This is a genomic window from Mycobacterium sp. SMC-8 (assembly GCF_025263565.1).
Lineage (GTDB): Bacteria > Actinomycetota > Actinomycetes > Mycobacteriales > Mycobacteriaceae > Mycobacterium.
The window spans coordinates 6,301,778-6,323,048 of sequence record NZ_CP079865.1; the positions used below are offsets into that span (position 1 = coordinate 6,301,778).

A 21,271-nucleotide genomic window follows, 5' to 3' on the forward strand; every position below is an offset into this window, starting at 1 on the left:
GTTTCCCGGCGGTGAGCGTGCGCTTTTGCCGGATTTTCCGCGGCGTTTCCACCGCAGACACGCACGCTCGCGGGGAGGGCGCACGCTCGCGGGGAGCGTGCGCGGAGATCAGGCGATCAGCTCGATGTGGCGCGCGGTCTGCACACCGGCGTAGCGCTGCGGGCTGCACGTCAGGATGATCACCTGGCCGTCGCCGGCGACGGCGTCGAACACCTCGGCCATCTTGGTCAGCCTGTCGGTGTCGGTGAAGCCGAGCGCGTCGTCGATCACCACCGGCACGCTGTCCTCCTTGGCCACCAGCGTCGCTCCCGCCAGCCGAGCCACGATGCCGAGCTGCTCCTTCGCACCGCCGGACAGCGACTCGTAGGGCACGGTCCGCCCGGACAGCGTGCGGTGCCCGATGCGCAGCGAGCTATCCACGTCGACCTCGAAGCTGTCGCCGAACACGATGCGGCCCAACCGTTCCACCTCGCCGCGGAATGGGTCGACATAACGCTGGCGCAGCGCGTCGCGATGCCGGCCCATCACCGACCTGAGCAGCTGGGCGGCCCGCGCGCGCCGCTGCACACGCCCGAACTCGGCCTCGGCACGCTCACGTTCGGTCTCGGCGGCGTCGAGGCGGCCCTTGCGCCCCTCGGTGCCGTACACCTTCAGCTGCGCGGAGACCTCCCGCAGCGACTCGCTCACCTCGGCGTGCCGCGCGCTCACCGCCGACGCCTCACGTTCGGCCGCGGTGAGCGCCGACGCGACCGCCTCCGGCTCGTGCCGCGCCACCTCGCCGCCCAGCCGCGCGACCACCGCTTCGGCTGCGGCCACCGCCTCGGCATCGGCTTGTGCTTTGACGGCCAGCTCGTCGTCGCCGGTGGCGGCGCGCTGTTCGGCCAGCCGCTGCGCGGCGCCAGCGAGCTCGGTCTGCGCGGCCTGCAACTTCTCCAGCGACCGGGCCGCGTGCAGGCTCCGCTTGGCCAGCAGTCGGCCGGCCTCCTCGGCGACCTTGCGCTGTGTCTCACAGTCGCGGATGGCCTGCTGGTGGGCCGCGGTGGCCTCCACGAGTTCCAGCCGCTGGGCCGTCGGATCGAGTGACCCGTCGTTGTCGAAAAGTCCTTCCACGGCGGGCATCCGGGCTTGAAGCTCGTCGAGGCGGGACCGCAGCTCATCGAAAGAGTCGTCGGCGGTCAGCGCCTCGAGGATGGCCCGCACCTGCTGGCGGGCGGCACGGAGTTCGCGGCGGCGCCGGTCCAGCGCACGGGCGGCGTCGACGTCGTCGACCCCGGCCCGTCGCAGCGAATCGGCCAGCCGCGCCGTGGCTCCGTCGAGCGCCGACTGGGTGACCGCCGCGGACGCGCCCGGCACCACCTGCACCGACAGCACCCCGGGCAGGTCGATACCGGTCGCTGATCCTGTTGCCGCAGACCAGGTCTCACCGGCACGTAGGACCACCTCCTGCCCGGCGATGAGCACCTGGACGTCGGCGGCGGCGCTGACCTCGATGCGGGCCGAGGTCTGTTCGACGGCGGCGGTGGCCCGGTCGACCGCGGCCGCGGCGGTTTCGATGTCGGCCAGCAGCGCGTCGGTGAGCGTGATCGCCGCGAGATCGTTCTGCACGGTGGCGAGCTCACGTTCGTGACGCTCGATCGTCGCGATGCGGGTGGAGAGCCTGTCGAGCTCCTCGCGGTCCGCCAGTCGCTGCACCGCCGCACGCGCGGTGTCGACCCGCTCCTGGCTGGCGCTGACCGCGGCGCGGGCCTGCTCGGCAGCCTCGTCCGCCACCACCTGCATCTGCTTGGCGGTGTCCAATTCATCGGCGGCGGTGTCGGATTCGGTCTGCAGCATGGCCACGGCCGCGGTCCGCTCGTCGATGTCGGCGCGGGACCGGCGCCGCTCGGTCAGCGCCGCCACGGACACGGTGTGCGCGGATCGGGCCGCCTCGGCACGCACCGTCGCCTGCTCGAACTCGCCCTGCAGCACCCCCAGGACCTGGGCCGCGCGTTGCGCGCCGTCGAGCCGCTGCGCGGTCGACGTGCACTCCTCGGCGAGCCGGGCCTGGTCCGCGGTGAGCCTGGCGTGGGTGCGCACCGCCTCGTCCACCTCGGCCATCGCTGCCGCGCAGCGCGCCACATCCTCGTCGGCGGCGCGCAACCGCGCCGTCGCGGCCGCCCATTCGCCGGTGGGGCGTCCGGTGCTGGTGAAGTAGCGCCGGTACTCCTCCTCGACCCGGTCGATCAGTAGGCTCTCGACGTTTGCGGCGCCCGCGGCCGGGACCTCGTCGACCTCCCCGGCCACCACGTCCAGCGCCCGGGACAGCGCGTTGCATCCCGCCAGCTCGGCGGCCGATGTCGGCGCCGACTGCAGGACCCGTTGCGCCTGCCACAGGTCGAGGTCGACGGACTCGGCCAGGATGGCGCGAACGCGGTCGTGCGCCTCGTCTCCGGTCAGCTGTTCGCGCCGCGGGGTCAGCACGGTCAGCTCGGTCTCGGGCCGCTTGTGGAAGCGCTTGCGGTACACGAACCGGTAGGGCCCGGCGGAGATCTCGGCCGTCACCTCGGCGCCCACATCGGCATGCGTGGGCTTGACCTGCTTGACCTCTTTCTTGCTGGACCGGTCCTTGGATTCCAGCAGCAGGTCGAGGGCTTCGAGCATCGACGACTTACCCACCTCGTTGGGGCCGCTGACCACGACCACTCCCCGATCGGGAAACTCGATGTCGCGGTGGGTGATTCCGCGGTAGTTCGTCAGGACCAGCCGGTGCAGCTTCACGCCGCGCCCCCTTCTGTGAGCCGCAGCAGCAGCGCCAACGCCGCGCGCGCGTCCTCGGCGTCCTCGCCGGCCGACCGTGCCGTGGCCACCAGCTCGTCCACAGCGGCCGCGGCGAAGCCCCCGATCCCGAGGTCGTCGAACTCCCCGTCGGCGGGTATCACCGCAAGGTCGGTCTGCTTGTCCCACGGCACCAGCGCCGCGAACAGCCGCGCATACCGGTCCAGACACGCGTCGAGCGCAGCCCGGTCGGTCACCGTGAGGGACCCGGTCAGGCCCAGCCGGATCACCGTGCGCTCCTTGTCGGGCATCTGGTCGAGATTGATGTCGAGGTCCGCGACGTCGCGGCTGTTGTCCACCGCATGCCGCAGCGACATGAACCGCCACGTGCCGACCCGGCGAGCGTCCACCTGGACCGGTCGGCTCCCGTCGGTTTCGTCGATGTCGACGACCAGGACGTGGCCGGGATCGGGTTCGATGTCGTCGTAGTTGGTGACCTCGGGTGAGCCCGAGTACCACACCCTGCCGGTGGCGCCGACACTCATCCGAGAGTGTTTGTCCCCCAGGGCGACATAGTGCACCGCGCCGCGGGCGATCGCTGCCTCGACGGCCGCGAGCCCGATCAGCGACGCCCGGTCCTTGTCCGGCACCAGGATGTCGACCGCACCATGCCCGACGACGACACGTGTGACCTCGGTGCCGCCGGGGAGCTCGTCGAGCACCCGGCCGACCAGGTCGGTGGTGGGCGCCTTCGAGAACCAGGGCGCGGCCACCAGCTCAAGCCCCGGCCGCACCTCGTGGACGCCGGGCCGGTCCAGCACCACCACGTTGTCGGGCTTCTCGGAGGCGAACAGCGCGCTGGTGTACACCGACGACGCATCCAGCGGATCGTGGTTGCCGGGCAGTAGATAGACCGGGATCGAGATGGCGCGCATCGCCTCCAGGGCGGTGCTGACCTCACGTGGGGCGAGCTGATTGTGCTCGAACACGTCGCCGGCGACGACGACGAACTCGGCCCCGACCTCGGCGGCGAGCTGCCCCAGCGCGCAGATTGCACTGCGCCGGGACGCCGAATAGCGCGGCTGCGCATCACCGTTGAGGTAATGACGGGTCATCCCCAACTGCCAGTCAGCAGTGTGCAGAAAACGCATCTCGCCCCGCCCCCTCCGCGTCGTCGCCGGCTGTGTCTGTCATGGCATGGCTACTGTAGGGCCGGGCTCCGACAAGTCCGTGGACGCGCACCGGCATGGCCTACGGTTGATGGATGAGCGACCGCCGACGCACCCTTCTGTTGCTGCGCCACGCCAAGTCGGACTACCCGGACGGGGTCGTCGACCACGACCGCCCGCTGGCGGCGCGGGGCGTCCGTGAGGGAGCCCTAGCCGGCGACTGGATCAGGACGAACGTGGGCGCGGTGGACGCTGTGCTGTGCTCGACGGCGACGCGCACCCGGCAGACCCTGGAGCGCACCGGGATCATCGCGCCGGTGCAGTACGTCGACCGCATCTACGATGCGACGCCCGGCATCGTGATCGAGGAGATCAACGCCGTGCCGACCCGTTTCGGCGGCGACGTCTCGACGCTGCTGGTCATCGGCCACGAGCCGGTGATGTCGTCGCTGGCGCTGGGGCTGGCCGCCAACCCGGACGCCGACAACAGTGCCTATCAGGCGGTTTCGGCGAAGTTCCCGACGTCGGCGGTCGCGGTGCTGCGCACCGGCGCGGCGTGGGAACAGCTCGCGCTCCGTGGCGCCGAGCTGGTCGACTTCCACGTCCCGCGCTGACAGTCAGGCCCGGGTGGCCAGTGTCAGCTCCATCAGCTTGATCGCCATGCCGCAGGCGTCCATGCCGGGTGTCTGCGGATTGACCCACCAGCCGACCACGCCGGCGGCATCGCTGGCCACCCCGCACGCGCCGTTGGGATCGTTGGGCCGCATGACGATCGAGGAGATACCGGCGACCGACCGGTTCTCGATCTGATACTGCAGCTGCTCGGCCACGCTGCGCTCGTTGTCCAGGCTGCCGGTCTCGAACCAGAAGCGGGTGATGTCGACCAGACCGGCCGGATTGGCGGCCTGCCAGCGGCAGATCGCACCGACGAAGGTGCTCTGGATGTCCAGCGGATCGGCGCCGACCGTCTCCGCGAGGATGTCCTCGGTGAGGACCTCGCATTCTTTGAGCAGGTTGGGGTATTTGCGCTCGGAGTTGTCATTGCGGGGCACGGTGCCGGTGCCGGATTTGGCGGCGGTGCCTTCGACCGTCTGCGTGCAGCCGGTCAGCACGGCCAGACCGGCCAGAGCGGCGACCGCCCCGGTGAGCAGGCGTCGGGTCATTTGGAGTTCACAATCGACTGGCGGGTGAGCTCCTTGGCCACCTCGCAGGGGTCCGGATAGGGCGGCTGCGCGTAGCTGATCGACCATTCGATGAAATCGTCGTTGAACTGGATGCCGACCTCACACAGATTCACGCCGACCTCGGGGTCGGGGTCCTCGTTGATCCCGATGAAGCCGTCGTGGCCCTCGATGTTGATGTCCTCCACGCTGGTCCGCGACAGCTCCATGGTCTTGCGCTCGCGGCCGATCGGGCTGCCGCGGAACCACGAGAACGAGAAGTGCGGCCCCAGAATCGATCCACCGGACAGCCACTGGCATCCGACCGAGGTCTTGGCCGTGTTCACCAGACCGGGCACCTCGGTCTGCTTGGTGATCTCCTCGTCACTGACCCCACCGCACTCGGGGAAGAACGGTCCGTGCGTGACGCTCTGCTGCGGAGCCTCGGTCGACGGCATGGCCGGGTTCTGCGGCTCGGAGTCCGAGCACCCGGCGAGCACGGGGAGCATGGCGGCGACGGCGACGGCCAGCGCCCCACGTGCGCGGGGAGCGATGACCGACACCGTCGGCCGACGGTGTCCGCGGAAGCTGGGGTTCACGCCATGCACTGTAGCGGCAGCCCTCGCCCTCAACCACCGACATGCCGACTGACCTGCCTCTTTATCGGATTCTCAGGTGGAGTTCGGGCTCGCCCCGGCCTCGGGCGGCGCGGCCGGTGTGCGACAGTAGCCAGATGCTCTGGGGGCTGCTCCGCCGGTACGCACGGCCCTACCGCCGCCTGCTGACGATCGTCGCGGCGCTTCAAGTGGTCAGCACACTGGCCACGCTGTACCTGCCGACGGTCAACGCCGCGATCATCGACGACGGTGTGGCTCAGGGAAACCTGCGCCGCATCGTCGAACTCGGCTTTGTCATGCTCGCCGTGACCGCGCTGCAGGTGGTGTGCGCGGTGGGCGCGGTGTATTTCGGGTCGCGCGCGGGCATGGGGGTGGGCCGCGACCTGCGCTCGGCGATGTTCCACCACGTCACGGGCTTTTCCGCGGAGGAGACGGCCCGCTTCGGCGCCCCTTCCCTGCTCACACGCACCACCAACGACGTGCAACAGATCCAGCTGCTGGTTCAGCTGACGTGCACGATGCTGGTCACCGCGCCGATCATGAGCGTCGGCGGCATCGTGATGGCGATCCACCAGGATGCGGGACTGTCGTGGCTGCTGGTGGTCAGCGTGCCGGTGCTGGCGCTGGCCAACTACTGGATCGTGTCGCACCTGCTACCCATCTTCCGCCGCGTGCAGGGCCAGATCGACGGGATCAACCGGGTGATGCGCGAGCAGCTGACCGGTCTGCGCGTGGTTCGCGCGTTCGCCCGGGAACCGTTCGAGCGCAACCGATTCGCCGAGGCCAATACGGCGCTGTCCGACAGTGTGCTGGAGGCGGGCCGCTGGCAGGCGCTGATGCTGCCGACCACCACCCTGGTGATCAACGTGTCGAGCGTGGCCCTGATCTGGTTCGGCGGCATGCGCATCGACGCCGGTCAGATGCAGGTCGGTTCGCTGATCGCGTTCCTGTCCTACTTCATGCAGATCCTGATGGCGGTGCTGATGGCGACGTTCATCCTGGTGATCCTTCCGCGCGCGTCGGTGTGCGCCGAGCGGATCACTGAGGTGCTGGCGACCGAACCGGCGATCACCAACTCCCCCGCCGCGACGACGTCGGCACCGATCGCCGGCGAAATCCGGTTCGATGCCGCGACGTTCAGCTACGCCGGCGCTGACCGTCCGGTGCTGCAGGACATCACGTTCACGGCCCGGCCCGGGACCACCACCGCGATCGTCGGATCCACCGGTTCGGGCAAGTCGACCCTGGTGTCGCTGATCTGCCGGCTCTACGACGTCACCGCGGGTGCGGTGCGCGTCGACGGCGTCGATGTGCGCGACCTGGACATCGAACACCTCTGGGCGGCAATCGGCTTGGTGCCCCAGCGCGGCTACCTGTTCTCCGGCACCGTCGCCGACAATCTGGCCCTGGGTGCGCCCCCGGGACGGGTCGTGACCGACGACCAGATGTGGGCGGCGCTGCGCGTTGCGTGCGCCGACGACTTCGTCGCCGCCCATCCCGACGGGCTGTCGATGCCGGTGGCCCAGGGCGGGATGAACTTCTCCGGCGGTCAGCGGCAGCGGCTGGCCATCGCCCGTGCGGTGATTCGCGATCCGGCGATCTATCTGTTCGACGACGCGTTCTCCGCACTGGACGTGCACACCGACGCGCGGGTCCGCGACCACCTGCGCGGGGTCTCCGCCTCGGCCACCGTCATCATCGTGTCGCAACGGATTTCGACCGTCTCCGCGGCCGACCTGATCGTCGTCGTCGATGACGGTCGGGTGGTGGGCGCCGGCACCCACGAGCACCTGCTCGGCACCTGCCAGCCCTACCGGGAGTTCGCGGACTCGCAAGCGGTGCCGGCAGGTGAGCGGTGAGCGGCCCGCTGGCACGCCCGATGCGGATGAACGAGCCCCCGCAGACCCGGTCCCGGGACTTCAAGGGGTCGGCGCTGCGGCTGTTGCGACGACTGACACCACACCGCCGACTGACCGTCGCGGTGATGCTGCTCGGAATCGGCGGCATCGCCGTCGGGGTGATCGGCCCGCGCATCCTCGGGCACGCGACCGACCTGCTGTTCAACGGCGTCATCGGCCGGCAGCTGCCGACCGGCCAGACCAAGGAGCAGGCCGTCGAGGCCGCCAGGGCTCGCGGTGACGGCACGTTCGCCGACCTGCTCTCGGGTATGGACGTCGTGCCCGGGCAGGGGGTGGATTTCGGGGCTGTGGCGCGCACGCTGGCGTTGGCGCTGGGCTTGTATCTGGTTGCCGCCCTGATGGTCTGGGTGCAGGCCAGGCTGCTCAACGTGGTGGTTCAACGCACCATGGTGATGTTGCGCTCCGATGTCGAGGACAAGCTGCACCGGCTGCCGCTGCGGTACTTCGACTCGCGGCAGCGCGGCGAGGTGCTCAGCCGGGTCACCAACGACGTCGACAACCTGCAGCAGTCCCTGACGATGTCGATCACCCAGCTGCTGACCTCGGTGCTGACGGTGATCGGTGTGCTGGTGATGATGCTGACGATCTCGCCGATGCTGACGCTGCTCACGGTGGTCACGGTGCCGCTGTCGCTGTGGGTGACTCGTTCGATCGCCCGGCGGTCCCGCACGCTGTTCGTCGCGCAGTGGACCAATACGGGCCGGCTGAATGCGCACATCGAGGAGACCTACAGCGGGTTCACCGTCGTCAAGACCTTCGGCCACCGCACCCGGGCCGAGGAGCAGTTCACCGAACTCAACGACGACGTCTATCGCGCCAGCTTCGGGGCCCAGTTCTTGTCGGGGCTGGTGTCGCCGGCCACGATCTTCATCGGCAACCTGAGCTATGTCGCGGTCGCGGTGCTCGGCGGGGTCCAGGTGGCCACCGGGCAGATCACGCTCGGCGGTATCCAGGCGTTCATCCAGTACGTCCGCCAGTTCAACCAGCCGCTCACCCAGATCGCCGGGATGTACAACACGCTGCAGTCCGGGATCGCCAGCGCCGAACGGGTTTTCGACCTCCTCGACGCCGAGGAGGAGCCCCCGGATGCGCCGGTCACGTTGCCGGCCGGCGACGATGGACGCACCGGGCGGGTGGAGTTCGACCGGGTGCGGTTCGGCTACCGGGCCGACGTCCCGGTGATCGAAGATCTCTGCCTTGTCGTCGACCCCGGCACCACCGTCGCGATCGTCGGGCCGACCGGCGCAGGCAAGACCACACTGGTGAACCTGCTGATGAGGTTCTACGACGTCGACGCCGGCCGCATCCTGCTCGACGGCGTGGACATCACCTCGGTGAGCCGCGAGTCGCTGCGGTCACGCATCGGCATGGTGCTGCAGGACACCTGGCTGTTCGCCGGCACGATCTACGAGAACATCGCCTACGGCCGTCCCGGGGCCGGCCACGACGAGGTGCTCGAAGCGGCCCGGACCGCCTACGTCGATCGTTTCGTGCAGACCCTGCCCGACGGCTACGGCACGCGGATCAACGACGGCGGCACCAACATCAGCGCCGGGGAGAAGCAGCTCATCACGATCGCCCGCGCGGTGCTGGCGCAACCGCGGCTGCTGATCCTCGACGAGGCGACCAGCTCGGTGGACACCCGCACCGAGGTGCTGATCCAGCGGGCGATGAGCCGGCTGCGGCGGGACCGGACGAGCTTCATCATCGCGCACCGGCTCTCCACCATCCGGGATGCGGACACGATCCTGGTCATGGAGGCGGGCAGGATCGTCGAACGCGGCACCCACGACGAGTTGATGGCCCGGCACGGCGAGTACTGGATGATGGCCGGCCGCTGACGAGTGAGCGTTGTGCTGAACTCCACGTACGTGGCGGTCACCCCCGGCTGGCGGGGCGCCTAGAGTTGCGGCCCCTCGGCCCGCAGGTCGTCGACCTCGCGCATGGCGGCACGGAGTTTGCCCAGCCACTCGTCGGCGTGCTCGCCGACCAGCCGCACCGACCACGCAAGGGCATCGGAGCGGGACCGGGCGACGCCCGCGTCGACGAGCGTGTCGAGCACCCGGCGCTCAGGCTGCCGCAGCCGCGTCATCACCGGAACCGCGAGGTGGGTGAACAGGATTCGCTCCGGTTGACCGTCACCGGGAATCTCGACGCCCCACGACACCTTGCGCCCGTACCGGGCCTCGGCTTCGTCGGCGATCTGCATGCGTTCGGCGCGGGTCTGCTCGCGGAAGCGGGCGGCACGGCCGGAGGCGCGGGCTTCGCTCTCGGGGTTGTCGGATTCGGGGAGACGACCGATGACGGTGATTTCCTCGCGGTCGACGACGACCTCGGGGTCACCGGCGAACCAGTCGTCGGGCAGGCGTCCGGCGAACCATTCGCCGGCGTCCGCCGCATCGGGTTGATCGGCCTGCTGCCAGCCGCCGGAGCGGCCGGCGCGTCGGCCATGAGGATGATGTCGCATGATTACATGCTTACACCGTTAAAGGCGCGGCGGTTCCGGGTTCGCCGAGAGCTGAATCAGCAGGTCAGCGCTTACCGAGCACGAGGACACCCCCGCCGACAGCCAGAACGACGAACAGCGCAATCGCCCATCCCGCCCCCAGCAACCACCACACCAGCCCGAGTGCCGCCAGCGCCGGTGACAGCGCGAACAACACCATCGCCGGATGCTCCTTGATGACAGCCAGGGCGCCCTGGGCGCGCCGGCGGTCGATTTCCTTGGCCATATCGCCAGAATGCCAGCTGAGCACCGCCGCGACGGTCATAGGGTGAAACCAAGACGACCCACCCGAGGAGGCGGCGATGACAGGACCCGGACAAGGCAGTTGGCAGCCCGATCCCGAGGGCCGGTTCGACTACCGGTGGCATGACGGACGGCAGTGGACGGACCAGGTCTCTCATCACGGACAACTGCAGCGCGCGCCGCTGGGCGGCGCCCCCGGACCGGGGGCGCCCCAGCAACAACCCGGTCCACAGGCGCCGCAGCAACATCCCGGACAGCATCAGGCGCAGGCGGTTCCTGGCGGAGCGGACGGATTCGCCGGGATCAGCGGCGATCTCGTCGACGGGCGCTTCAGCGAGAAGGAAGCCAAACCGATCGCGAACCAGAACACCAAACTGCTCCGGGTGCGGCTCGGCGAGCCCTTCATGGCCCGGCAGGGCTCGATGGTCGCCTACCAGGGCAACGTGGATTTCGCGTTCGAGGGCGGTGGCGCCTCGAAGTTCCTGAAGAAGGCGCTGACCGGCGAGGGCCTTCCGCTGATGCGGTGCCAGGGGCAGGGGGACGTGTTTCTGGCCGACCGCGCCTACGACGTGCACCTGCTCAACCTGACCAACTCCGGCCTGTCGATCAGCGGCAAGAACGTGCTGGCCTTCTCGACGAGCCTGGATTGGAACATCGAGCGGGTCAAGGGCGGCAGCATGGTCGCAGGCGGACTGTTCAACACCATGCTGCGCGGCACCGGATGGGTGGCGTTGACCACCGACGGCCCGCCCGTGGTGCTCAACGCCGCCGAGGCCCCGACGTTCGCCGACACCAACGCCGTGGTCGCGTGGTCGGCGAACCTGCAGACGCAGCTCAAGACCAGCTTCAAGGCCGGGGCGCTGATCGGCCGGGGCTCAGGTGAGGCGATGCAGGTGTCGTTCTACGGCAACGGGTTCGTGATCGTCCAACCCTCCGAAGGGATTCCGGTCACCACCCCGCAGTAGGTCACAGTTCGAGCATCACGGTGACCGGCCCGTCGTTGACGAGCTCGACCTGCATGTCGGCGCCGAAGACGCCACAGGCCACCTCGGCGCCGAGGTCGGCCAGCGCCGCGGCGAACGCATCGACCAACGGCTCTGCGACCGAACCCGGCGCCGCGGCGTTCCACGTCGGCCGTCGCCCCTTGGTCGTATTGCCGTAAAGGGTGAACTGGCTGACCACCAAGATCGGCGCCCCGACATCGGCGGCCGACATCTCGTCGTCGAGAATCCTCAGCCACCACAGCTTTTCGGCCATCCGGCGGGCCTTGGCGGGGTCGTCGTCGTGCGTGACGCCGACGAGCGCGAGCAGACCCTGATGTTGTGGATGGATCTCGCCGACGGTCTCGCCGGCCACCGTCACCCGAGCCGAGGTCACCCGCTGGACGAGGATGCGCATCCGGTGAACCTACAGGGAGCCCAGGATTTCCTTCATGGTGGCGATCTCCCGCTGCTGGGTGTCGATGATCTCGTGCGCCAGGTGCGTGGCGTCCGCGGACTGCCCGGTGTCCACCTGGGTCTGGGCCATCCTGACCGCGCCTTCGTGGTGGGCGATCATCCCGGTCAGGAACTGACGGGCGGCGTCGACGCCCTGCGCCTGACGCAACTGTTCCAGCTGCGCGTCGGTCATCATCCCCATCGCGGCGTGATCCATGTCGCCTCCCATGTCGCCACCCATGTCGTGGCCCTCGTGGCCAGAGGCCGCAGGGGCGCCCCACTGGTTCAGCCACTGACGCATCGTGTCGATCTCCGGACCCTGAGCGGCCTTGATCTGCTCGGCCAGTTCCGTCACCCGGGGGTCGATGCCCTGTTTGGCCAGGATGATGTCGCTCATCACGATGGCCTGTTCGTGATGCGGGATCATGTCGCGCGCGAACGCCGTATCGGCCTCGTTGTGGCCGTGCTCACCTGCGGCCGCCTGGGAGGTCGTCTCGTGTGCGTGGGTCGCGTGGTCATCTTCGGCGGTCTGCGTTCCCACATCGCTGCAGCCGGACAACAGCAGAGCGACGGTGGCCCCCATTGCGCCCGCCCCGACCTGCAGACTGCGTTTCGCTAGCAACTTGCGCTCCCTTCGTGTGACTTCGATACCCTAGGGGGGTATGGTACATAAAGTTCAGACAATGCGGGAGGAGCCCGATGAGCACCACCACCATCACCGTCGAGGGAATGAGCTGCGGGGGGTGCGCCAACTCCGTGCGCGCCGAGCTCGTCCACATCCCCGGCGTTGTCGGGGTCGACGTCGACGTCACCAACGGTACGGTCACGATCGACAGTGACGACCCGGTCGACCCCTCGGTCATCCGCGCGGCGGTCGAAGAGGCCGGCTACTCGCTGGCGAGCTGACCGTGATGACCACCCCGGTGAAGATCGCCACCTTCCTCGCCATGCTCGCCGTGGTGTTCGCGGCGTCGCTGTGGGTGGGCCATACCTTCGGACCCGCGCCCGACGGCGTGGCCCCCGCGACGAGCGACCATCACGGAGGCGTGCATCGATGAACACGGTCGAACTGACCATCGGCGGGATGACCTGCGCGTCCTGCGCGGCGCGGGTCGAGAAGAAGCTGAACAAGCTCGACGGCGTCAGCGCCACGGTGAACTTCGCGACCGAGAAGGCGCGCGTCGAATACGACCAGCAGATCACCCCCGAACAGCTGGTCACGGCGGTCGAATCCGCCGGATACCAGGCTGCGCTGCCGCAGCCCCCGGCCGAATCGGCAGATGCCGCCGCAGATCCCGACGATCCGGCGGACGCGCTGAAGCGCCGCTTGCTGATCTGCGTCGCCCTCTCGATCCCGGTGATCGCGATGGCGATGGCGCCGGCGCTGCAGTTCACCTCCTGGCAGTGGCTGTCGCTGACGCTGGCCGCGCCGGTGGTGGTGTGGGGCGCCTGGCCGTTCCATCAGGCGGCGTGGACGAATCTGCGCCACGGAGCCGCCACGATGGACACGCTGGTCTCGATCGGCACGCTCGCCGCGTTCGGCTGGTCGGTCTATGCGCTGTTCTGGGGCACGGCGGGTGTTCCGGGGATGACGCACCCGTTCGAGCTGACCATTGCCCGCACCGACGGCAGCGCCAACATCTACCTCGAAGCCGCCGCCGGGGTGACGACGTTCATCCTGGCGGGCCGCTACTTCGAGGCGCGGGCCAAACGACGTGCCGGAGCCGCGCTGCGGGCGCTGCTGGAGCTCGGCGTCCGCGAAGTCACCGTCCGCAGAGCCGGTGCAGAGCAACGCATTCCGATCGACCAGTTGGCGATCGGCGACGAGTTCGTGGTGCGGCCGGGCGAGAAGATCGCCGCCGACGGCGTGGTGCTGGAGGGCGCCTCGGCGGTCGATGCGTCCATGCTGACCGGCGAATCGGTGCCGGCGGAGGTGGCCCCCGGCGACCAGGTGGTCGGAGCGACGGTGAACGTCGACGGCCGTCTGGTGGTGCGTGCCGAACGTGTGGGCGCCGACACGCAGCTTGCGCAGATGGCACGCCTTGTCGAGGACGCACAGAACGGCAAGGCGCAGGCGCAGCGGCTGGCCGACCGGATCTCCGGGGTGTTCGTCCCGATCGTGATCGCGTTGTCGGTGGCCACCCTGGGCTTCTGGATCGGCAGCGGGTTCTCACCGGCCGCGGCGTTCACCGCAGCGGTCGCGGTGTTGATCATCGCGTGCCCGTGCGCACTGGGCCTCGCGACGCCGACGGCGCTGATGGTCGGCACCGGCCGCGGGGCCCAACTCGGCATCCTGATCAAGGGTCCCGAGGTGCTCGAGGACACCCGCCGGGTGGACACGGTGATCGTCGACAAGACCGGCACGGTGACGACGGGCAACATGACGCTGGTTGACGTGTTCGCCGCCGACGGGGAGCAGCCCGACGAGGTGCTGCGGATCGCCGGCGCGGTGGAGAACCCGTCGGAGCATCCGATCGCCCGTGCCATCGCCACCGGCGCACGCGAAAAGCTCGGCGAGTTGCCCGAGGTCGCGGCGTTCACCAACCTGCGGGGCCTCGGGGTGTCCGGTGAGGTGGACGGCCGGACGGTCCTGCTGGGCCGGTCCCGCCTGCTGGTGGAGCACTCGGCCGACATCCCCGACGACGTCCACGCCGTGGTGGCACGCGCCGAAGCTGACGGCCAGACAGCGGTCGTGGTGAGCTGGGACGGTCGCGCCCGCGGCGTGCTGATGGTTGCCGACGCGATCAAACCCAGTTCCGCCGAGGGGATTTCGCTGCTGAAGCAGCTGGGATTGACGCCGATCATGGTGACAGGTGACAACGAGGCGGTCGCACGCGCGGTCGCCGCCGAGGTCGGCATCGACGAGGTGGTCGCCGGCGTGCTGCCACAGGACAAGGTCGACACCGTCAGACGCCTCCAGGACAGCGGCAAGGTGGTCGCGATGGTCGGCGACGGCGTCAACGACGCAGCGGCGCTGGCGCAAGCCGACCTCGGGTTGGCGATGGGCAGCGGCACCGACGTCGCGATCGAGGCCAGTGACCTGACGCTGGTCAGCAACGACCTGAGGGCGGTGCCGGACGCGATCCGGTTGTCCCGCAGGACGTTGAGCACGATCAAGGGCAACCTGTTCTGGGCGTTCGCCTACAACATCGCGGCGCTGCCGTTGGCCGCTGCCGGGCTGCTCAACCCGATGATCGCAGGCGCCGCGATGGCTTTCAGTTCTGTGTTCGTGGTCAGCAACAGCCTTCGGCTGCGCGCGTTCACGCCGTCCCGCTGATCACGGATCGTCGTCGTCCTCGTTGTCGGGGAGTAGGTGGCGTTCGGGGTGGTGGTAGCCATTGATCAGCTGCGTGCGGTGTTGGCCGGCGTCGAGTTCGGGTGGCGGGTGCCATTCGGTCTGGTTCTTGGCGTTTTTGGTGGTGGTCCAGCCGGTGTTCTCGATCATCCGGTTGTGCGGTCCGCAGGCCAGGGTGAGGTCGTCGATGTCGGTCTGGCCGTCGTTTTTCCAGTCCGCGGCCGCGTGGTGGACCTGGCACCAGTACCCCGGCACGGTGCAGCCGGGCCGGGTGCAGCCACGATCACGGGCGTGCAGGACGATCCGCTGGGCGGCGTTGGCCAGCCGTTGGGCCCGGCCGAGGTAGAGGCTTTGACCGGTGTGTTCGTCGTAGACGTAGAGGTAGTGGTGGGCGCGGGCGGCCATCCGGATCAGATCGGGCATCGGCAGCAGCGAGCCGCCGCCGGTGACCGCCACCCCGGCCCCCTTTTCCAGTTCCTGCAAGCTGGTCGAGACGATCACGGTCACTGGTAACCCGTTGTGGCTGCCCAGCTGTCCGGATTCGAGGGTGCGGCGCAGCAGGGCTTTGAGGCCGTCGTGATTGCGCTGCCCTTCGGTGCGGGTATCGCCACACGCGGTCTCCGGTGCCCCATCCTCGCCCGGCTGTTGGTCGGGCATGTTGGCCCCGGGGGCGGCCTCTTTGGCCAGGGTCGCCTCCAGGTAGGCGCCCAGTTCGGCGTCCAGGTAGCCGGAGAGCTTGCGAAACCCGTCGCGCTGCTGCTTGCCGATCTTCACCCAGCGTTTCCGGGCCACCTCGTCGTCGGCGGGTTCGGGGCCGTCCTGATCGATCATCATCAACAACCGCCCCGCGGCCGCATCGAGCTCGTCGGGACCCAGACCCGAGCCCAGGGCGGCCAGGTGGGCATCGGCGGCCGCGCGGGTGTCCACATCCACCCAGGCGGGTAGCTTCTGGTGGAACTTCGCGATGACCGTGATGTGCTCGTCATCCAGCACGCCCTGAGCCTGGGCGGCGGCGGTGGCTTCCCACACCGGCGCAAGAGGCTGGCCCGTCATCGCCCGCCGCGGCCCGAGCATTTTGGCCCGTCGCAGCCGCCGCCCCGCTTCGGCGCCACTGACCCGCAGCGAGGTGGTCAGAACGCCCTTCCACGACGATTCCCCGAGCCGATGCGGCTCGGTCTCCTCGATCAACCGGGCCAACACCTTGTGCTCGAGCGCCGGCACGCTGCGCAACACCGTGGTCAGCTCGGCCAGCAGCCCGACCAACTCGCGGTGCGAGAGCTCATCGGCGGCCTTGGACAGCACACCGATCTGCTCGACGATCGCCCCCACCGCCTCCGACACCAACTCCATACCTCGAACACTAGTTCGAACCACCGACAGATCCATTCCGCCACGTGACCAGAGAAACCAAAGTGGCAGAAGAGTTTTCAGCGTTTCTCAGAGCTCTGCCGACGTACCCGGAAGGCTTTCACATCCGATTTGATCCCCTTCAAGTGCTTGGCCCCGGCGAACGACCAGGTGAACCGCTCGTCGTCGCCGATCGCTTCCCGGGCCGATTCGGCCACCAGTACCGACCCCGGCCGCGCCGCACCGGTGACCCGGGCGGCGAGATTGACCGGGCTGCCGAACCAGTCCCCGGCGCGGCTGACCGCCATGCCGGTCGCGACACCGGCGCGCAACCGCGGGAAGTCGTCCTCGTCCTCGGTCTCCTCGACCAGGCGCAGCATCGTCTCCAGCAGCGGCGCCGGCTCCGGGCTGACCAGCATCACCTCGTCACCGATCGTCTTCACGAATCGCACCGGGGCAAGCGCGAATTCGCGCGTCATGTCCGCCAGGCGCTGCGACAGGTGCTCCAGCTCCTCAGGCTGAACCGCCTCGCCCAGCCTGGTGAACCCGACCAGGTCGGCGAACCCGATCGTCACCAGCCGCGCACCCGGCAGATGTTGTCCCTCAGCACGTTCGGTCGCGTTGACGGCCTCGGTCTCGATCGCGTGGCGCAGCTGCAGCAGCAGGACCTCCTGGATCATCGGACCGAGCAGTGGCGCCACGTTCGCCACGAGGCTCTCGGACGCCTGCGCGATCTCCAATTCGGTGGCGCCCGGGCGTATCACGGCGGCCAACGCGGCATGGCGCATCGCCTCGGCCGCCCGGGACAACCCGTCACCGAGGAGCCTGGTGATCTGCACCAGCTCATCGGGATCGATCCCGACGTCGAGGAAATCACGGGTGAACTTCGCCGCCTCGGCATCGGCACGCAGAAACACCTCGGCGTCGGGATCGTCCACTCGCGGCAGTCCCATGGCGCGCTGAATCCGCTCGAACAGCGCCAGGTCGACGCGGGCCTGCGACGCGGCCTGCCGCGCCGACACGTACCGGCCGTCGTCACCGATGACCCGCCGCGACGCCAGCAGCATGGGCGCCGGGTTACCGCGGATCTGATCGAGGCCGACCCCGCGTTCGGCCAGCCAGCGGATCAACTCGGCACGCTCGGCCCGCGCGGCGCCTTCGAGCCCATCGAGCAGCCCGGATGTCTCCAGATCGAGGTGTTCGGCCACCCGCCCAAGGTATACGGCATAGTCGGGCACATGACCTCCCCGACGCTGCAGAGCTTCCCGCCGCTCGCCGCGGCCGGTGCCCGCATCCTGATTCTGGGCAACATGCCCGGTGTCGCGTCACTGCAGGCGCAGCGCTACTACGCCTACACGCGCAATGCGTTCTGGGCCATCATGGGCGAGCTGTTCGGATTCGACCCCGCAGGCCCGTACGAGCACCGCGTTGCCACGCTGACGGGTGCCGGGGTCGCGGTGTGGGATGTGCTCAAACACTGCCGCAGGATCGGCAGCCTCGACTCGGCCGTCGAGCCGGACAGCATGGCGCCCAACGACTTCGACGGGTTCTACGCCGCGCACCCCGAAATCACCCACGTGTACTTCAACGGCGCCGCCGCCGAGAAGAACTACGGCCGGCTCGTCGGCGCGCGGGACACCCTGCGCTACCGCCGGCTGCCGTCGACCAGCCCGGCGCAGACCATGTCCTTCGACCGCAAACTGGACGCCTGGCGCCAGATCACCGACATGGTCCGCATCGAGGACATGTCCGCCGACGAGCGCGACCGCCGCCTCAACGATCGAGCCACACGGCACGGGTAGGCGTTAACCTCACGGGATGTCCTGCGTCTTCTGCGCCATCGTCGCCGGTGAGGCCCCCGCCATCCGCATCCACGAGGACGACGACTTTCTCGCCATCCTCGACATCCGGCCGTTCACCCGCGGACACACACTGGTGTTCCCGAAGGCGCACACCGTCGATCTGACCGACACCCCGCCCCAGACGCTGGCCGCAATGGCGATGTTGGGTCAGCGCATCGCGAAGGCGGCCCGCGCGTCGGGACTACACGCCGACGGCAACAACATCGCCGTCAACGACGGCAAGGCCGCGTTCCAGACGGTGTTCCATGTCCACCTGCACGTGGTGCCGCGGCGCGACGGCGACAAGGTGAAGTTCGCCAAGGGCATGCTGATACGCCGCGACCCCGACCGCGAGGAGACCGGACGGCTGCTGCGCGAAGCACTGGCGCAACTCGATGCCGCCGAGAAAGAATGACCCATGGGCATTGCGCAGTGGGTGGAACAGAACATCGGCACTCGGCTGCTGATGCTGCACGACAAGCTGTACAAGAGCACCGGCGGGCGCATCGGCCATCGCATCCCGCTGCCCGGCGTTGCGCCGTCGCTGCTGCTGCACACCGTGGGCGCCAAGACCGGGAAGCCGCGCACCAACACGCTGTCGTACTTCCCCGACGGCGCAAGCTACTACGTCGTCGCCTCCAAAGGCGGTGACCCGAAGTCCCCCGGCTGGTATCACAACCTGAAGGCTGACCCGGATATCGAGATCAACATCGGACCAAGGCGTTTGGCCGTGACCGCCACCCCGGTGCTCGCCGGCGATCCGGACTATCCGCGGCTGTGGAAGATGGTCAACGACGGGAACTCGAACCGCTACGAGGGCTATCAGAAACGGACCTCGCGCAGCATCCCGCTGGTCCGGCTCACACCGAAGAGCTAAAAGATCTCCCTGGCCAGCAGTTCCAGCGTGGTCTCGCGCGCCGGCGCGGTCGCCGGGTCGACCCCGCGGTACGCCGACGCCACCGGATGCACCATCACCTCGTCGACGCCGAACTTCTCAGCCAGCTCGTGCACCTGGCCGGCCGCGTCGGCTGGCGAGCCCACCACGGCCTGACGCAGCCCGGCGTCCATGACGGCGCGGGCCCGCGGATCGACGTCCCGGGCTTCGGCGTCCTCGACGAGGTCGATCGGCACCAGCGGCTGCCCTGTCCGAAGCCGCGCCATCATCTGCAGGTTGGGCAGGATCAAGCGCATGGCCTCGTCCCGGGTTTCGGCGACGACGGCGTTGACCGTCAGGAACGTGACCGGCTCCGGAGTCAGCTCGCTGGGCCGGAAGTTGTCGCGGTAGTACTGCATCGCCTCCTCGGTGCCGTGGTCGGCGAAGTGGTGTGCGAACACGTACGGCAGGCCCTTGGCGGCGGCCAGACGCGCGGAGTACATCGACGAACCCAGTAGCCACAGCCGCGGTTCGGTGACCGCGGCAGGAGTGGCCTTGAGGATGTAGTTGTCGCGCATCAGGTCGCGCGGCAGCGACACCCGTACTCCCTCGCTGCTCATCAGCGCGGCCACGTCGTCGAGGTACTCGGGGAACGCCTCGATGTCGCGTTCGTCGCGGCCGGCCGCCCCGCGCAGCGCCAGCGACGTCACCGGATCCGAGCCCGGGGCCCGTCCGATGCCGAGGTCGATGCGTCCGGGGTGGGCCGCTTCCAACAGGGCGAACTGTTCGGCGACCGCCAGCGGCGCGTGGTTGGGCAGCATCACGCCGCCGGAACCCAGTCGCACCGTCGACGTGTGCGCGGCCAGGTGGGCGATCAGCACCGGAGGGCTGGTGGCCGCGACCGATGGCATGTTGTGGTGTTCGGCGACCCAGTAGCGGGTGTATCCCAGCCGGTCGGCGGTCTGGGCCAGCAGCGTCGACGCGGCGATCGCGTCGGAGGTGCTCTGGTCCGAGCGCACGGGTACGAGGTCGAGAACTGAGAGCCGCATTCCCAATTCAACGCCCCGCGGTACCGGTCCGTTCCCTGTTTCCGTCCCTGGTTTCCGGCGGAATTTCGACGTGGACTCTGTCGCTGAGCGAGGGTCGCTGAGCGAGGACGGTCACGCCGATATCTCACGGGCGGTGGCGAAGATGTCGTCCATCATCTGTGGGGTCAGCCGGCCGGTGAAGGTGTTCTGCTGGCTTGGGTGATAGCAGCCCAGCAGCGTGACGTCCCCGCGGGGCGTCCGCACCGCGGCCGTGGCGCCGTGCCCGAACTTCGGCGCGGGTGTTCCGGCCGACGCGCCCGCCCGGCGCAGCATCGCCAGCGCCGCCTGCCATGCGAACCCGCCCAGCGCGACGATCACCCCCACGCCGGCGCCGGCCAGCCGCCACTCGGCGTCCAGCCACGGCGCGCACGTGCTGCGCTCGGCCGGAGCCGGCGCGTTGCCCGGCGGCGCGCACCGTACGGCGGCCGCCACGCGGACGTCGATGAGCTCCAGCCCGTCCCCGCTGTCGGTGGCCGTCGGCTGGTTGGCCAGACCACTGCGGTACAGCGAGGCGAACAGGAAGTCGCCAGAGCGATCCCCGGTGAACACCCGCCCGGTCCGGTTGGCCCCGTGCGCGGCCGGGGCGAGACCGACGACGAAGATGCGGGGCCGCGCCGGCCCCAGTCCCGTCGCCGGCCGTCCCCAGTACGGCTCGTCGGCATACGATCTGCGCTTCTCGACGGCGACCTCCTCCCGCCAACGCACCAGCCGCGGGCAGGCCCGGCACACCGAGATCCCGGCGTCGACCTGCTTGAGGCTCGTGGCCGCCTCCGCGATCGCCGCCACATCGGCCGGCGTGGCCGCCACCGCTGTCCGTCGCGTCGCGGGGTCACCCGGCCAGCCGCTACCCGGCCGCACCGGCGAGGTGAACAGTTCACCGGTGCGCGGGTGCGGCAGCCGTTGCTGCGAGGGACGCATCATTCGTTACCGGGCCGCGTCATTCGTTACCAGAAAGCACCGTTCATCGTTATCACGAAACACCGCTTCCCTCACACGCGGGCGATCGCTACTCCCGCACCATT

Annotated in this window: 22 protein-coding genes; 10 read left to right on the plus strand and 12 right to left on the minus strand. The window is 69.3% G+C overall.

Features of this window, described 5'->3' with window-relative positions; genetic code table 11:
• Window positions 1–108 precede the first annotated feature (108 nt).
• A complete protein-coding gene (locus tag KXD97_RS30235) occupies window positions 109–2,757 on the minus strand; it encodes an AAA family ATPase (RefSeq protein WP_260754680.1) in 2,649 nt (882 codons plus the stop codon).
• Window positions 2,754–3,905, minus strand: a complete 1,152-nt coding sequence (locus tag KXD97_RS30240) for an exonuclease SbcCD subunit D (protein ID WP_260754681.1) — start codon at window positions 3,903–3,905, stop codon at window positions 2,754–2,756. The genes KXD97_RS30235 and KXD97_RS30240 overlap by 4 nt, the downstream gene beginning before the upstream one ends.
• Window positions 3,906–4,018: 113 nt before the next feature.
• On the opposite strand from KXD97_RS30240, the gene KXD97_RS30245 reads away from it, so the two are divergent.
• Window positions 4,019–4,537, plus strand: coding sequence for a histidine phosphatase family protein (locus tag KXD97_RS30245; RefSeq protein ID WP_260754682.1), 519 nt, complete (start codon window positions 4,019–4,021; stop codon window positions 4,535–4,537).
• Window positions 4,538–4,540: 3 nt separating this feature from the next.
• Here KXD97_RS30245 and KXD97_RS30250 read toward each other — a convergent pair whose 3' ends face one another.
• On the minus strand, window positions 4,541–5,086 hold the full coding sequence (locus KXD97_RS30250) for a DUF3558 domain-containing protein (RefSeq protein ID WP_260754683.1): 546 nt from the start codon (window positions 5,084–5,086) through the stop codon (window positions 4,541–4,543).
• Window positions 5,083–5,691: a DUF3558 domain-containing protein gene (locus KXD97_RS30255; protein WP_260754684.1), complete on the minus strand. Its 609-nt coding sequence runs from the start codon at window positions 5,689–5,691 to the stop codon at window positions 5,083–5,085. The genes KXD97_RS30250 and KXD97_RS30255 overlap by 4 nt, the downstream gene beginning before the upstream one ends.
• A gap of 125 nt (window positions 5,692–5,816) precedes the next feature.
• Between KXD97_RS30255 and KXD97_RS30260 the strand changes: the two genes are divergently transcribed.
• The gene (locus KXD97_RS30260; protein WP_260754685.1) at window positions 5,817–7,559 is read left to right on the plus strand and encodes an ABC transporter ATP-binding protein; all 1,743 of its coding nucleotides are present in this window, start codon (window positions 5,817–5,819) and stop codon (window positions 7,557–7,559) included.
• Window positions 7,556–9,460, plus strand: coding sequence for an ABC transporter ATP-binding protein (locus KXD97_RS30265; protein WP_313901332.1), 1,905 nt, complete (start codon window positions 7,556–7,558; stop codon window positions 9,458–9,460). The genes KXD97_RS30260 and KXD97_RS30265 overlap by 4 nt, the downstream gene beginning before the upstream one ends.
• A gap of 59 nt (window positions 9,461–9,519) precedes the next feature.
• Here the strand turns inward: KXD97_RS30265 and KXD97_RS30270 are convergent, their stop codons facing one another.
• Together KXD97_RS30270 and KXD97_RS30275 are read right to left on the minus strand one after the other, a co-directional pair.
• Window positions 9,520–10,086: a hypothetical protein gene (locus KXD97_RS30270; RefSeq protein ID WP_260754686.1), complete on the minus strand. Its 567-nt coding sequence runs from the start codon at window positions 10,084–10,086 to the stop codon at window positions 9,520–9,522.
• A gap of 64 nt (window positions 10,087–10,150) precedes the next feature.
• Window positions 10,151–10,351 (minus strand): hypothetical protein, encoded by a 201-nt coding sequence (locus tag KXD97_RS30275; protein WP_260754687.1) that lies wholly within the window; start codon window positions 10,349–10,351, stop codon window positions 10,151–10,153.
• A 76-nt stretch (window positions 10,352–10,427) separates the two neighbouring features.
• Between KXD97_RS30275 and KXD97_RS30280 the strand changes: the two genes are divergently transcribed.
• On the plus strand, window positions 10,428–11,333 hold the full coding sequence (locus KXD97_RS30280) for an AIM24 family protein (RefSeq protein ID WP_260754688.1): 906 nt from the start codon (window positions 10,428–10,430) through the stop codon (window positions 11,331–11,333).
• Between the two features lies 1 nt (window position 11,334).
• On the opposite strand, the gene dtd is transcribed toward KXD97_RS30280, so the two are convergent.
• Together dtd and KXD97_RS30290 are read right to left on the minus strand one after the other, a co-directional pair.
• Window positions 11,335–11,766, minus strand: coding sequence for a D-aminoacyl-tRNA deacylase (dtd, locus tag KXD97_RS30285; RefSeq protein ID WP_260754689.1), 432 nt, complete (start codon window positions 11,764–11,766; stop codon window positions 11,335–11,337).
• Between the two features lie 9 nt (window positions 11,767–11,775).
• On the minus strand, window positions 11,776–12,387 hold the full coding sequence (locus tag KXD97_RS30290; RefSeq protein ID WP_260754690.1) for a DUF305 domain-containing protein: 612 nt from the start codon (window positions 12,385–12,387) through the stop codon (window positions 11,776–11,778).
• 116 nt (window positions 12,388–12,503) lie between these two features.
• Between KXD97_RS30290 and KXD97_RS30295 the strand changes: the two genes are divergently transcribed.
• From KXD97_RS30295 to KXD97_RS30305, 3 genes are read left to right on the plus strand one after another with little or no spacing between them, the layout of a single operon-like run.
• Window positions 12,504–12,710, plus strand: coding sequence for a heavy-metal-associated domain-containing protein (locus KXD97_RS30295; protein WP_260754691.1), 207 nt, complete (start codon window positions 12,504–12,506; stop codon window positions 12,708–12,710).
• Window positions 12,711–12,715: 5 nt separating this feature from the next.
• Window positions 12,716–12,862 (plus strand): hypothetical protein, encoded by a 147-nt coding sequence (locus tag KXD97_RS30300; RefSeq protein ID WP_260754692.1) that lies wholly within the window; start codon window positions 12,716–12,718, stop codon window positions 12,860–12,862.
• Window positions 12,859–15,081, plus strand: coding sequence for a cation-translocating P-type ATPase (locus tag KXD97_RS30305; RefSeq protein ID WP_260754693.1), 2,223 nt, complete (start codon window positions 12,859–12,861; stop codon window positions 15,079–15,081). The genes KXD97_RS30300 and KXD97_RS30305 overlap by 4 nt, the downstream gene beginning before the upstream one ends.
• On the opposite strand, the gene KXD97_RS30310 is transcribed toward KXD97_RS30305, so the two are convergent.
• Together KXD97_RS30310 and KXD97_RS30315 are read right to left on the minus strand one after the other, a co-directional pair.
• On the minus strand, window positions 15,082–16,449 hold the full coding sequence (locus KXD97_RS30310; RefSeq protein WP_260754694.1) for an HNH endonuclease signature motif containing protein: 1,368 nt from the start codon (window positions 16,447–16,449) through the stop codon (window positions 15,082–15,084). It lies immediately after the preceding gene.
• Window positions 16,450–16,526: 77 nt separating this feature from the next.
• A complete protein-coding gene (locus KXD97_RS30315; protein ID WP_260758227.1) occupies window positions 16,527–17,654 on the minus strand; it encodes an adenylate/guanylate cyclase domain-containing protein in 1,128 nt (375 codons plus the stop codon).
• 30 nt (window positions 17,655–17,684) lie between these two features.
• Here KXD97_RS30315 and KXD97_RS30320 point away from each other — a divergent pair, with 30 nt between their 5' ends.
• Genes KXD97_RS30320 through KXD97_RS30330 form a run of 3 tightly spaced genes read left to right on the plus strand, consistent with a single transcriptional unit; the run spans window position 17,685 to window position 19,164 of the window.
• The gene (locus tag KXD97_RS30320; protein WP_260754695.1) at window positions 17,685–18,248 is read left to right on the plus strand and encodes a DNA-deoxyinosine glycosylase; all 564 of its coding nucleotides are present in this window, start codon (window positions 17,685–17,687) and stop codon (window positions 18,246–18,248) included.
• 16 nt (window positions 18,249–18,264) lie between these two features.
• On the plus strand, window positions 18,265–18,702 hold the full coding sequence (locus tag KXD97_RS30325) for an HIT family protein (RefSeq protein WP_260754696.1): 438 nt from the start codon (window positions 18,265–18,267) through the stop codon (window positions 18,700–18,702).
• A 3-nt stretch (window positions 18,703–18,705) separates the two neighbouring features.
• Window positions 18,706–19,164 carry a nitroreductase family deazaflavin-dependent oxidoreductase gene (locus tag KXD97_RS30330; RefSeq protein WP_260754697.1) on the plus strand — a complete coding sequence of 153 codons (459 nt, stop codon included), beginning with the start codon at window positions 18,706–18,708 and terminating at the stop codon, window positions 19,162–19,164.
• On the opposite strand, the gene KXD97_RS30335 is transcribed toward KXD97_RS30330, so the two are convergent.
• Window positions 19,161–20,210, minus strand: a complete 1,050-nt coding sequence (locus tag KXD97_RS30335) for an LLM class flavin-dependent oxidoreductase (RefSeq protein ID WP_260754698.1) — start codon at window positions 20,208–20,210, stop codon at window positions 19,161–19,163. The two genes, KXD97_RS30330 and KXD97_RS30335, sit on opposite strands and share 4 nt — an antisense overlap.
• Before the next feature lie 111 nt (window positions 20,211–20,321).
• On the minus strand, window positions 20,322–21,170 hold the full coding sequence (locus KXD97_RS30340; RefSeq protein WP_260754699.1) for a uracil-DNA glycosylase: 849 nt from the start codon (window positions 21,168–21,170) through the stop codon (window positions 20,322–20,324).
• Window positions 21,171–21,271: the final 101 nt, after the last annotated feature.